At 41.1% G+C, this 13,130-nt stretch carries 11 protein-coding genes and 1 pseudogene; 4 read left to right on the top strand and 8 right to left on the bottom strand.

The genetic code is table 11. From position 1 onward, the window contains the following. Window positions 1-143: 143 nt before the first annotated feature. The 5 genes from FBB35_RS13545 to yidD form a co-directional block, all read right to left on the bottom strand. Window positions 144-938, bottom strand: coding sequence for a Tab2/Atab2 family RNA-binding protein (locus tag FBB35_RS13545; RefSeq protein WP_174710052.1), 795 nt, complete (start codon window positions 936-938; stop codon window positions 144-146). 225 nt (window positions 939-1,163) lie between these two features. Next, window positions 1,164-1,433, bottom strand: a complete 270-nt coding sequence (locus FBB35_RS13540; protein WP_174710051.1) for a YciI family protein — start codon at window positions 1,431-1,433, stop codon at window positions 1,164-1,166. A gap of 98 nt (window positions 1,434-1,531) precedes the next feature. Beyond that, the gene (gene pheT, locus FBB35_RS13535; RefSeq protein WP_174710050.1) at window positions 1,532-3,982 is read right to left on the bottom strand and encodes a phenylalanine--tRNA ligase subunit beta; all 2,451 of its coding nucleotides are present in this window, start codon (window positions 3,980-3,982) and stop codon (window positions 1,532-1,534) included. Between the two features lie 310 nt (window positions 3,983-4,292). Next, window positions 4,293-5,084: a hypothetical protein gene (locus tag FBB35_RS13530; RefSeq protein ID WP_174710049.1), complete on the bottom strand. Its 792-nt coding sequence runs from the start codon at window positions 5,082-5,084 to the stop codon at window positions 4,293-4,295. Window positions 5,085-5,364: 280 nt separating this feature from the next. After that, on the bottom strand, window positions 5,365-5,865 hold the full coding sequence (gene yidD / locus FBB35_RS13525; RefSeq protein ID WP_174710048.1) for a membrane protein insertion efficiency factor YidD: 501 nt from the start codon (window positions 5,863-5,865) through the stop codon (window positions 5,365-5,367). Between the two features lie 172 nt (window positions 5,866-6,037). Between yidD and FBB35_RS13520 the strand changes: the two genes are divergently transcribed. Continuing rightward, window positions 6,038-6,364 carry a hypothetical protein gene (locus FBB35_RS13520; protein ID WP_174710047.1) on the top strand — a complete coding sequence of 109 codons (327 nt, stop codon included), beginning with the start codon at window positions 6,038-6,040 and terminating at the stop codon, window positions 6,362-6,364. Between the two features lie 84 nt (window positions 6,365-6,448). Here the strand turns inward: FBB35_RS13520 and FBB35_RS13515 are convergent, their stop codons facing one another. Then, window positions 6,449-7,198 carry a transposase family protein gene (locus FBB35_RS13515; RefSeq protein ID WP_368041835.1) on the bottom strand — a complete coding sequence of 250 codons (750 nt, stop codon included), beginning with the start codon at window positions 7,196-7,198 and terminating at the stop codon, window positions 6,449-6,451. A gap of 524 nt (window positions 7,199-7,722) precedes the next feature. Between FBB35_RS13515 and FBB35_RS35780 the strand changes: the two are divergent. After that, window positions 7,723-7,971, top strand: a pseudogene (locus FBB35_RS35780) (transposase); the annotation flags it as partial. Window positions 7,972-8,494: 523 nt separating this feature from the next. Here FBB35_RS35780 and FBB35_RS13505 read toward each other — a convergent pair. Then, window positions 8,495-9,223, bottom strand: coding sequence for a Bax inhibitor-1 family protein (locus tag FBB35_RS13505; RefSeq protein WP_174710046.1), 729 nt, complete (start codon window positions 9,221-9,223; stop codon window positions 8,495-8,497). A 325-nt stretch (window positions 9,224-9,548) separates the two neighbouring features. Between FBB35_RS13505 and FBB35_RS13500 the strand changes: the two genes are divergently transcribed. After that, on the top strand, window positions 9,549-10,334 hold the full coding sequence (locus FBB35_RS13500) for an RNA polymerase sigma factor SigF (RefSeq protein ID WP_012408070.1): 786 nt from the start codon (window positions 9,549-9,551) through the stop codon (window positions 10,332-10,334). Between the two features lie 58 nt (window positions 10,335-10,392). Here the strand turns inward: FBB35_RS13500 and bchD are convergent, their stop codons facing one another. Continuing rightward, window positions 10,393-12,426 (bottom strand): magnesium chelatase ATPase subunit D, encoded by a 2,034-nt coding sequence (gene bchD, locus FBB35_RS13495; protein ID WP_174710045.1) that lies wholly within the window; start codon window positions 12,424-12,426, stop codon window positions 10,393-10,395. A gap of 91 nt (window positions 12,427-12,517) precedes the next feature. Here bchD and FBB35_RS13490 point away from each other — a divergent pair, with 91 nt between their 5' ends. Then, window positions 12,518-13,105, top strand: a complete 588-nt coding sequence (locus FBB35_RS13490) for a Uma2 family endonuclease (protein WP_174710044.1) — start codon at window positions 12,518-12,520, stop codon at window positions 13,103-13,105. Window positions 13,106-13,130 lie beyond the last annotated feature (25 nt).

Genomic DNA, 13,130 nt, shown 5'->3' with positions numbered 1-13,130 from the left:
ATACTATAATTTGCTAAGTCTATGTACCTTACATACATAGGCATACAATAAAGGGTAAACAGGTAGTGACTTACCGTCAGACATAGCTTTAGTCTATTTTTTGAGCAGAAATTCAGTGGACAGATATTTTTGGCAACGCCATATCAATCTTCTGCCTGTAATAACCAAAAGGCACTATAAGTCATCCCAGAATCATCTGGTTGCACTAACAAAAAATGTAATCCTCGGCAATGCTTTTTTCGTTGTTCAAATGTTTGGGCTGCTGTTGTAACTTCTGGATCTTCAAAAGTGGCAACAATCCACCTATCTACTAAGCCAGCTTCTAATACTAAGCCGTCTGGTGCGCCAGAAATGTAGTTTAATGCCACAGGACGGGCTTGCTGTAACCAGCGTGCTAGGCGCATCGATTGCCGTCCACCATAAATTACTACACCAGGGACGGGCACTGTTGACGCTAAACCCAAATTGATGGGTTTGAGATGTTCTGGGATGTGCAAAATGGGAATGGGGCGATCGCTAAAACTCGTTTCCACATCACTAGCAGCTAGAGTCGCAAACCGCCATTGTTCTCCCCAGAGGTTCTCTGGTAATGGTGCTGGAGGTGGCTTATCCAGCGTTGAGGGATACTGCTTTTCTTGTAACCACTGCTTTAAGGCCAAAGTGTGGCGGGTAGGTTCGATATTTATACTTAAATTGCGTCCAGCTGCCTCAATTAAACTTAGAGACTGAGGACGAAATACCTGAATCACATCTGGCAATTTTTCACCAGATGCTAACTCAAGTTGATCTGCAACCCAATTAGAATTTGCTGCTGACTGGAGACAGGTAGCTTCATACTCAAAGCTGCGAGTTGCGTCACAAATCAACAAATCCCATAAAATTTGTCCCGATGCATCTTGTGAGGGACGACGATAAAAATCAACCTGCCAAATTTTCATAAGTTGGGAATGGGGAATTGGGAAGGAGAATTATCAGAAAAATTGGTTTAAAACCCTGTGCTTCCAGCACGGCTTTAAAGTAATGAGTAAAGAGTAATGAGTAATGAGTGTATGAAAAATGGGTATTTACTCATTACTTATTACTTGTTACTCATTACTCCTTCTTAAGAGTGCGTTCACGGCGGTGAGGATGTCAAAATCAATGCCCCATACCCCATGCCCAATTTAAACAGCCTGAATCCATTCTTTGACAGAATATTCAGTCCAGATGCCATTTTTCCAGTAGGGATCGTTTTCAATCAACTGGCGCACAGTGGCTTCGTCTTCGGCTTCGTAAATCCCAAAAACTTTTGTAACATCTTTGGTGGGGCCAATAGTAATCAGCACACCGGATTCTTTTTGTTTTGCTAATCCGTCTAAATGAGCTTGACGGTGGGGGGTACGTTTTTCAAGAACGTCTTCGCAGTAAGTTCCCCAGAGTACATATTTAGTCATAACTTTACCAATTTTGGATTTTAGATTTTGGAACCAGTAGGTTTAAGAGTGAGGAATTATTAACTCCTAACTCCTAACTCTTAACAAATGACAAATGACTAACTTCTGAGATTTACGCCGAATTTTTCCACCAAGGCTTCGCGGACTTTATTGTGTACTGGTTCGACTTCTGCTTCAGTCAAAGTGCGATCGCTTGCCCGATAAACTAAGCGGAATGCTAAACTCCTCTGCCCTTCGGGGACATTTTCGCCGCGATATTCATCAAATAATTCCACCGATTCGAGCAAATCTTTACCAGCTTTGGTAATTACTTTTTCAATTTCGGAAACTGAGATTTTCACGGGTGCGAAAAAGGCGATGTCGCGATCGCTAGCTGGATAGGTAGAATATGGCTGGAATGTTGGCACAAGAATTTCGTCTTGTCCTAGAGATTCTAAAAGCACATCTAGATCCAACTGAAAAACATAAACGGAATCTGGTAAACCTTTTTCTCGTCGCAGTTGGGGATGGAGTTGTCCAAAAATCCCTAGCCTGTTACCCCGAATCCACAAAGAGGCGGTGCGTCCTGGATGTAACCGATTATCTCGGCAATCTGGTTGGAATTCTACCTCCAAGGCAAGCTGCCGAAATATGCTTTCTAAAGTGCCTTTGGCTTCAAACCAGGTGACGGGTTCTTCGCGTCCACTTTTTGACCATTTGCCAACGGTGCGATCGCCTCCCATAATCCCAGCCAGGGCTTCTGTCTCTTGCAAACCGTCTTCTTCTCGCCAGAAAATTTGCCCGATTTCAAAGCCGTTTAGGGAACCATTACCTTGCTCTAAATTGTATTGAAAGGCATCAATCAACCCAGATAGCAAATCGTTTCGCAGGGCTGAATATTCGGCAAATAAAGGATTTGACAGGACTATCTGTCTGTCTTCTCCTGGTTTAACTAAAGAATAGTGGATTAATTCTGTCAGTCCTTCAGCCCGGAGGAAAGCCCGTAACTTGCGAATCAGTTCCTCATCTAAAGGCAGATAACCACCTTCCGATTTTTCTGGTAAGGTATCGCAGAATCTGTTGTAACCATAGAGACGGGCGATTTCTTCAATTAAATCAATTTCTCGCTCTAAGTCGCGGTAACGATAGGGTGGGACGGAAACTGACCATGTAGGTTGATGGTTGCTATCTTCACGTGAAGGAGTCAATTGACATCCTAGTGCAGTTAGGATGCGTTCAACATCTTGTTCTTGGAGTTCACCTGTGTCCTCTCCCAAATCGATTGGCCCTAGTATCTGATTAACTCGGTCTAAACGCAGTGCGATCGAACGACTCCAAGTAGAAGGATGGGGGCGGGTGTCGGCAATTTCCTGCTGGACAAGAATTACACTAGCTAATTCGCTAATTAAGGATAAGGCGCGGCGATTAGCTATTTCCAACTCAGCACGGTTAACTCCCCGTTCATATCTGCCAGAAGCTTCACTTCTTAAGCCTACACTGCGCGAAGAACGGCGAATTGCCACGGAATCAAATAAAGCTGCTTCTAAAACTAGGCTTTGAGTCCCTTCATGGACTTCTGTTTCTTCTCCACCCATGACTCCCGCCAATGCAACGGGTTTGTCGTTAGCGGTGATTAACAAATTTTGGGTTGAGAGGGTGCGAGTTTGTCCATCTAGGGTTTTGAGAGATTCGCCATTATTAGCGAAACGAACGCCGATGGTTAAATTTTCGCTACTTGCAACAGATTTTAGGCGATCGCAATCGAAGGCGTGCAATGGTTGTCCCCATTCCAACAAAACGTAGTTAGTAATATCCACAACATTATTTATAGGACGTACCCCAGCCGCCCGCAAACGCTGTTGCAACCATTCGGGAGATGAAGCAATTTTTACCTGTTCAATTACCGTACCGATATATGCAGGACAAGCTTGGGTATCGGCAATTTTTAAAGTTAAATTTCCAGTATTTTTGCTAATAGAGACTTCACCAGGTTCAGGAATGCTCAACTTTCCACCAGTTAAAGCTGCTACTTCTCTGGCTACACCTACCATACTCAGAGCATCGGCACGATTGGCAGTTGCAGTCAGGTCTAAAATTACATCATCTAGACCTAACAAAGGACGCACATCACTACCTAATGGTAAATTTTCCTGAGTAAAAATATGAATTCCGTCTACATCGGTGGGCAAACCGAGTTCCTTTAAAGAACAAATCATGCCCTGAGATGGTATACCACGGAGTTTTGCAGGTTTAATTTTTAAATCGATATTGGGTAAGTAAGTACCCGTAGTTGCGATCGGTACATAGATATCTGCCTTCACATTGGCAGCACCACAGACAATATTTAAAGTTTCACCTGCACCGATATCGACTTGGCAAACACTTAATTTATCGGCGTTGGGGTGGGGTTGACGCTCAAGCACTTTCCCTACAACCACGCCATTTGCCCAAGTGCGGCGATCTTCAATATCTTCAACCTCAAACCCCGCCATTGTCAGGGTTTCGGCTAATTCTTCTGGACTAAGTTTTATCTCTACTAGTTCGCGCAGCCAATTTAGAGAAATACGCATGGAGTGTGCTTGTTTTAGGAATCGTCTTTTGTTCTTATTTTAGGGTGCCTACTAGCGATCGCTATTCACCCTGCAAATCATAGCCTTTCTTTCACATCAATAATCCTACTACGTTAGGCTAATAGCTGAAAACAATAAAAGCTCTAGTCATTATGATGTGCTAAACCTGCGGCTATAGAATGTGGGTTTCAAGACTGTCTTAATATTTTTAGTTAATTAAGGTCATCGATTCCGCCTTCATTCCCCAATCAAGCAAATAAATACCCTGTGCTACATATTGGTGAAAAATTGATGCCCAATAGATTGTGTCTTAGCTGTCTTTTCTTGTTAAATTAATAGTCCTAGTCCTGCAACTATAATGATCCATTTTCCCGGAAAACGTTTCTAAGTTTTCATCGAATTGACCGTTAAACCCGTAAGCTGTCCAGTTTATAGCAGGTCTATCTATCCATGTTCCCTGTGGAAAGATTATCTCCCGAGAAGTAGAGTAGAAATTTCCCTTATATTCTGCTTTTCCACTTGGAATGTTCGGGTTTTCTGGAACAGGATAAAAAGAAAATATAGCCTTAACCTCATCTCCAGTTTGAGTGATAGTGACATTCACACCAGTGATCCCTTGTTTACAAGCATATTTGCCTATCCATACTCCTGAAATCGTTGGCTCTGGTTCTGATGGTGTTGAAATGGAGGACGAACTTACTTTAGGCTTACGCTTCAAGTAAAATTCCTTCACTTTACCACGCTCTATGTCAGAATTTATTCTGTAGTTTTCTGGCGCATACTCTTTATGTCTAAGGAAAATTTCAATATCCACACCTTTCGGAATTTCGATGTCTGTATACCCACCACTATCAGTTGGCTTAGTGGATGAAGAACCATTAGAAACCGCAAACTCCACACTCACATCCTGTATTGGTTCTTTGTCCCCTTTTGAACGAATTCGCAGCTTTACCGTTTCTGTCTCAGGCTTGGTTGATATACTCCCCGGAATTGTGCCAGGAGTCTCAGACGTACCCAAAAATTTTTCTCCCAAAGCTACAAAACCGAGCATTGCTGGAAGCGCAATAGCAACCATAATATAATTTTTCCATGTTTGAGACATAGGCAGAAGGAGAGAAATTTCTTAAGTGTCTTAAGTGTATTTATATTTTTATTATGGTTAAACGAACAAAATTTAAGAGTCAATCCACTTAACACCTCAAATTATCTGCGGCTAGTAACCTTGATAACATCACCAGTAGCTTTCATCCGACGGAATTCTAGTTTACTGAATGTGTCTGTGCTAATCCTACTGGGATTCTAAAAAGGCTAGTGGCTGATGGAGACAAAAAGACCATTGACAGGTGAAGCTAGGTTTTCAGAGGACTTAGGCGTGCAAGCATCTACTTGCAATCGCACTTTTTTCCAAATATAAAAGCGAGGATAGCAGTGATAATGCTAATAATAATGCCAATAATAAGAGTAATAAAGTCATCAGGGCCTACTGATCGCATAACTGAACCCTTAGACTCGACAACTCGGTTCTTTACAGATATGTATGCAATATTACATTCTCTAAATCTTTGCCTAGCAATAAGAGTAGATTCAAACAGACTCTTGTCTGCAAGAACATTCTTTACGTACTCCGAACAAGAGTCACCGCCATGTAGAATTCGATGCGCGCAGGAATAGCCTTTCCTTGGTGAGAGATGGCGTTGATAAACACTGATAATCGCTATCGCAACTAAACGTAGTGAAGTGTCAAAAGGTGATAACAATCTAAAAGGCCAACTTTTTTTGAGAAAGCAAAAGCCAGTCTTTGTTGATTTAAAACGCAGAATACCTTTACTGCGTCTCTTAGTAGCGTAGTCTGAACCATCAATAAATCGTGTTACATCTCTCATATATAGTCACTCCTACTTTTACCTATACTCCAAACCCCACAGACTGGGGCTACCGTGTATACACAAGTCCTTATCACAATTAGAATCTTGAACGAACTTGAAATGTAAGGCTTCTACCACCTAAATTTACACGTCGCTGACTCTTTGAGAATTAGTGTAGTTAGTTCTGGAGATGTTCTCCTTTACGGATATATTAGTACTAAGTCCAGAAACCTTTGAAAATGGTACAGATTCTGAATTAGCTCTAGCTTTCTTTAAGAAAAATTCCTTCACTTTACCAGGCTCTATTTCAGAATTTATTCTGTGGTTTTCTGACGCATACTCTTTATGTCTAAGGAAGATTTCAATATCCACTCCTCTGGGAATTTCGATGTCTGCATACCCACCACTATCAGTTGGCTTAGTGGATGAAGAACCATTAGACTTGTCCGAAAACTCCAAAGCCAGACTGTTCAAAGCTTTGAGGCAAAACTTTGATATTTGCGGAAAAACGCAGTAATAAGGCTTTGAGACAGTTACTGTTAGTTTAGAGGCATAAAATATCACTCCTACTTTTTGAGATTTTCCTGACTACTCTTAGTAGTTAAGTTGGCAAAATTAAGCTAACTATTCTTAATCTAACCAATCCACATACTGTGAAAATAATTTGTTCATAAGTATCGAGCTTTAATCGAAATCTTTGTGAAGCTATGCGAAATATTTTAAGTAATCGAATTAAATGTTCAATGAATATTCGATTATTAGATAAAGCCTTGTTTTCATCTTTTTGCTGTTGAGTTAATTCTCGCTTCGGTTTTCTTTTATGAGGAGTAGTGATGTTTTTGCCACCTTGAAACCCTTTATCACCTGAAAAAAGTTGAGATTTATCAAATTTGTGCTGAGATTGACGAAACAATTTTATATCTGCTGTTGGTCCAGGAACGCCTATCTCTACTTCTACAATATCCTTACCTTCTGGTATCCCAATCATTAAACTTTTTAATGTATGTTGCCTCTTCTTACCAGAAAAATATTTTTGTTGTTCCTTTTGGTCGGAATCCCTATATTTTGGTTGTTCTAGACTATCGACTAATAGCCGAAAATTGGTTAATATTTCTTGAACAAATAGTAAATCACTCTCATTATTTGATACTTGTTCTAATAAACTAGCGGGTAAAATGTCTCGCAGGATTGGTATCCAGTAATGAAAAGTATCGTTAGCCTCTGTCTTCGATACCTCAAATAACATTCCTAATACAAGAAAAGTTGGCATCTGTCTTAGATAAAATAAGCACAAACATACTTGTTCGTCGGTTGATAACTTTTCGGGACGACCACCACCAGATGCATTCATTCTAATTTTCTGACTCTCCTGTTTAGTTTTGATGTCTTGGTGTCGTTTTATGGCGCAATTTAATAATGATTGTAGTTGCTTGTAACTAATCCCTAAAATTTGTTTTGTTCTGTGTGGATATTTCTCGATATAATCACAAACCATAACTAATTCTGAAAAATAGTAAACGCTCAACTTAACGTTTTACCATTTTTCTTTTCCTAAGTTAATATTTCGGACAAGTCTAGTAATTGCTCATCGGCTGATAATTCCAACAATTCCAGTGCAGCCTTGATATCTTCTAGAATCGAACACCAGCGCTGATATTCCTGATGCTTGTAGGATACTGCTGGCGAATTAGGGGTTTAACCTAGTATGGGTTAGACCCCCGATAACTGAAGAGAATAAAGAGTCAGAAAATACTCACAAAGTTGTATTTTCTGAATTCTTGAAAGGATTGTCAGCGAAGACTGGTTTGACAATTATAGTTGGCGATTTGATAATTACCGTTTACCCAAAGATAAAAGTGAGCGCGAAAACAACGTCGCCGCGAACAAGTCTCAAGAGAATTTCAACAAAAATATCAACGTCGAGCCGGGATTGAGGGTACTATTTCTCAAGCTGTGTGTAAATTTAATTTACGACAAGCGCGATATTGTGGCTTAGTAAAAACCCATTTACAACATGTTGCTACTGCTTGTGCAATCAATCTAAGTCGCTTTTTTACATGGTCAAAGCAGGTAAATAAAGCTCAAACTCGTACTACCTTATTCGCGCGATTACGTGTTTGTTAGTCTTGATTAAGTAGCTCAATTTAATCACAACAAATGTCCTGATACAGTTAGGTTGTAATTTGGTCGCACATTTTTGTGACTAAAAAAGTGCAGTTCACACCGCACTTTCAAGAAATTACCACCAAAAATATCTTGTGATTCTAAAACTGGTTAGCTTGAGGGGTCAAACCCACCATTCGCCAGCAGTATCCTTGTAGAATATGGAGTACTCAATTTCTTGAAGGACTTTATAAGCAAGGGTTGGATTATTCCAAAAACTCGGTTGAGCAATTACTTGATCTAAATATTGAATTCTTGCAGTCAAATATTGGAGGTCAAAGACAGTCCTCAGCCTTCCCCAAGATATTAGACAATTTTTCTACTTCAATTGTGATATTTAAGAATTCAAGCATAATTTTGCTCACTTGAAGATTAACTTAATCTACATATTCTACTGTTAAACAAATAAAAAAACCGTGGTTGCTAAAAATTTAACCACGGTTTAACTTTATAAAACTTGACTTTTGTTAGTGTCTACAGACAATTAATCGCGGCCATTGATGGCAATTAGCAAGCGCAAGATAAAGACGAATAAGTTGATGTAAGTAAGGTACATCGACAAAGCAGCAGGCAGATATTGGTCATCGCTGTAAGTGCGGGGCAAGATGTAGAAATCGACAACAGAAACCCCAACAAACAGAAATACTCCTAAACCGGAAATGGCGATTTCTAACCAATTTGGCGTGTAAACACCAAACATGGCAAACCCAAACTGGGCAAGGCACACAACCACCAAGGCGATAACGCCAAGATTGATGGTTTTTGTCAAAGCCATGCCATCTTGTTCAGAAAGATTTGAACCTATTTGACGGGCGAAAATAAAAGTAACGCCACAACCAAGGGCAGCCAACCCAATGCCTTGAATGCCAACACCTTGCGATCTCAAAGCGACAAATACCAAGCCACTGAGAGTATATCCAGACAACAGGCTGTAGGTTGCCAACAGGGGTAACGCAAGACCCTTGTTACTTTTTTGGGCAACATTTTGGGCAACAAAGAACAAAATTAACTCCAAAATCACTGCACCAATGAAGGTGGGGAAGAATATTTCGGGGTTAGTACGGATAACTCCCAAACCACCGTAGGTTCCTAATGCCGTTAGCACCAATCCACCACCGACGTAGGGGAGGGCGTTGGCAATTACGTTTGGGCCAACGAGGGCGTGAGATTTAGCCTCACGGATAGCTTCACGAAAATTACTGGTATTGCTCATATTGAAAAACTGTTTTTTAGGAAAACGTTCTGCCTATTCCTATTCTTACCAAGATTTTGGGCCAGCAACCAGAAAGAGAAGAGACGACTAAACAAAAAACATTATCCAATGTTGAAATTTTTATGTGAAAAACAAAAATAACCTGCAACAGAAAGGTTATGAAAATCATGCGTACAAATACTGAATTATGGAGTTAGACCCCTCATAAGTTCAGTGAAACGACGATGGCTTATTCTTCCCTGACTAAGCAAAATAATAACAGCTTAGAAGAAAATATACGCAACTCCGTTTTCTGAGGAATAGGAGTTTCAACAAAGGAATGTATATGGCAACAAGTGAGTCCTCTTTACGAACTGATGGTATAGAATTATTACACTTGTACCACCAGAATCCTTCTATTAAACTTCGTAATAAACTTGTACAGTTACATACTGGCTTAGTACGGAAGATGGCTCATAAATTCAGCCATCAATGTAATGAACCTTATGAAGATTTAGAACAAATTGGGTATTTTGGTTTGATTAGGGCTATTGAGCGTTTCGACCCTAGCCAAGGATATGCTTTTAGTTCCTTTGCAGTGCCATATATTCGTGGAGAGATGCTGCACTTTTTGCGCGATCGCAGCACTTTATTAAAAATTCCTCGTCGTTGGCAAGAATTATACAATGAAGGGCAAAAGATTCGCAAGGACTTAGCAATGTCTTTAGGTCGTCAGCCTAAAGATGCTGAAATTGCCAGCGAACTTCGGGTATCTGTACAAGAATGGCAAGAAACCAAGTTAGCTGCTCAAAATCGGATGCCTTTAAGTTTAGATGCAACCGCAGTTAACTATGTTGATTGCCAAATAACCTTGGGTGAAGCACTTCCTTGTCCTCGTTCTCATGTTCTTTTACAACAAGAAGAAGAACGCCAACAACTGCAAGGTGCAATCAATATGTTGGAAGAAAAGCCCCGCATGGCAGTCGAAATGGTATTTTTGAAAGAACTTTCCCGCAAGGATGCCGCTAAAAATATTGGCACTAGTCCAATGACGGTAACGCGGTATCTGCAAAAGGGAATTCAAGATTTGATTTGCTATTTGCAACCACAAGTAATGCCCACTGGATCGTAGTCATTAGTCAATGGTCAGTAGTTAGTAGAAAAGCAACTGACAAATGACAAATGACTAATTATCTAGATTTTAAATCAGCGATCGCACCTTTGGTCATAGCAGCAATAGCTTGATCTGTCGCTTTCGGCAAATGATAATATTTACCGCCTGCTGTTTGCGATAATTCTTTAGCAAAGCCAGTAGACACAAATTTGCTTTCCGTATCAATTACTAATAGTTGCATCCCCAAAGCACGAATTCTCGCAGCAATTTCTAATAATTCTCCTTTGATATCTGGCTTTTCTCCTAGTTCAAGCTGTTCGCCCAAAGAACGCGCTAAAGGAATATTACCCCGCCCATCGGTGATTGCGACAAGGACAACTTGCCCAATATCTCCACTCATCTGAGCATTTAAGCCGACGCGCACAGCTTGAGTTAAACCATGCGCTAAGGGCGAACCCCCACCACAGGGCAACCTTTCCAAACGGTTACGCGCCAAAGCAATAGAACGTGTTGGAGGCAATAATACCTCTGCCTGTTCTCCCCGGAAGGGAATTAATGCTATTTGATCGCGATTTTGATAAGCTTCTGTTAAGAGTTGCATCACTGCACCTTTAGCCGATTGCATTCGATTCAGGGCCATTGAGCCAGAAGCATCTACCACAAATACTACCAACGCCCCGGCTTTGCGTACCAAGCGTTTTGAGCGAATATCAGGCTGTTCGACAATAACTTTTCTATCTGGTTGTCTTTCTCTGCGTGCTTTTTGATAAGGAGCAGCTGCTCTTAGAGTAGCATCTACTGCAATGCGTCGCGCTTTACCCTTGGGCAACATCGGCTTAATGTAGCGTCCCCTGTCATCGGAAAAGATGACGCTGCGACTACCAGATTTACCTTGCCGCTTCGCCATTTGAGTAAAATACAGCACGTTGTCATCAAGGATTACCCCTTCTGGATCAAAGATAAACTCTTCCGGGATGTCGGGGGGTTCTTGCTCTTGATTTTCTTCTTTTTCTTCCTGTTCTTCTTGTTCCTCTTCAGATTCATCTTGGGGTTCTTCTTGATTCTGTTGCGGTGGGGGTGGTGGCGGTGGCGGCGCTTGTTCGGGTGGTGGTGTCTGCACAACTGTGGCGCGTGGTACAATCACCAGTTCTACAGCACGGCGCAAATCTTCGGCATTAACTGTTGTTCGTCCCTCTAAAGCCGCCGCAGCTTTAGCAACTCGTGTGGCGAATAACTCGGCACGATGTCCCTGAACTCCGCCGCGAATGGACTCATCCACTAAATAAGCAATTTGTTCATGGGTGATGATTACTTCTTTCAACCATTCCCGCGCCAAGATGATTTGGGTTTTGAGGGAGTCTAAGTCTTCGTTGTATTGCTTGAGGAAGTCTTGGGGAGATATAGAATAAGCGATCGCTTGCTCAACAGCTGCTACTCTTTGATCTAAGCCGAGTACACCATCAGCAGAGAGTGCGATCGCAATTCTATCTAACAAATGCTCTCGTAATCCGCCTTCTTCTGGATTGTAAGTCGCAATGAATAGGGATTTGCACGGATGCTGAAAACTAATCCCTTCGCGCTCAATCTGGTTACGTCCCTCAGATAATACTGTTAAAAGCTGATTTGATATTTGGTCATCTAATAAATTAATTTCATCTACATACAGTACACCACGGTTTGCTGTAGCGAGTAATCCCGGCTGAAAAATGGTATCACCTTGTTTTACAGACTTTTCAACATCCACTGAACCCAGGAGTCGGTCTTCTGTGATACCTAGAGGAATTTGCAAAAAAGGTGCGGGGATAATTTCGACGGGCACATCTTGAATATCTTTGTCTGCGTACTCCGCCAAAAGTTGATCGTCCCATTCTTCTGGGTGGTTGGGGTCACAATTACTAATTGAACCTTTGACAACTTCAATGGGCGGTAGTAGAGCATGGATAGCACGAGCCATTACAGATTTTGCCGTACCGCGACGACCTGCGATCGCTACTCCTCCCAAACCAGGATCAACGGCTGCTAAAAGCAAGGCTAATTTAATTGCTTCTTGACCGACTACGGCAGTTAATGGAAAGGCAGTTATGGTGGGATTGATAGTAGGCGCAGGCATTGTTTGCTTTTATAGCGAGTCTCGGCCTTTAGCATACCAATTTCTGACACATTTAGAATAAGTATTATGGCAATGAGAGAAAGGTAAGTTTATGAGTATTGCTCAGGCTAAACGCTTCACACTAGATGAATACCACAGGCTTGGAGAATTGGGCTTTTTCCATGAAGATGACCACATTGAATTAATTAACGGGGAAATTATTGAAATGGCATCCAAAGGTAAAGCCCATGAAACTTGTTTAAGGAATTTATGGAAACAACTCCCAAAGATTGTAGGAGATAGGGCAACTTTGCAATCTCAAGCCCCGATTACTTTACCACCTAACAGTGAACCTGAACCAGATTTTGCCATTGTTCAAAACCGAGATGATAATTATCTCTCATCTCACCCTAAACCGACTGATGTGTTATTGGTGATGGAAGTTTCCGATTCTTCTTTAGCTTATGACCAAGATGTGAAAATCCCTCTCTATGCTAAAGCGGGTATTACTAATTATTGGATATTCAATTTATTTGATAATTATTTGGAATGTTACAGTGAACCATATCAGGATAGTCAAAGCAAATATGGTTATTCCAATAAGCGAATTTTCTTGTCAAATGAGGTAATAGATTTTCCCTGCTTCCCTGATTTATCTCTTGATTTAGCTAAGGTGTTTCCGCCAAAGCTGAATTCTTAATCTTTATTATAGAATTCAGTCATAA

The organism is Nostoc sp. TCL240-02 (assembly GCF_013343235.1).
GTDB lineage: Bacteria > Cyanobacteriota > Cyanobacteriia > Cyanobacteriales > Nostocaceae > Nostoc.
The sequence above is the reverse complement of the archived record's forward strand: the minus strand, read 5'-3'. Positions and strand labels throughout refer to the sequence as shown.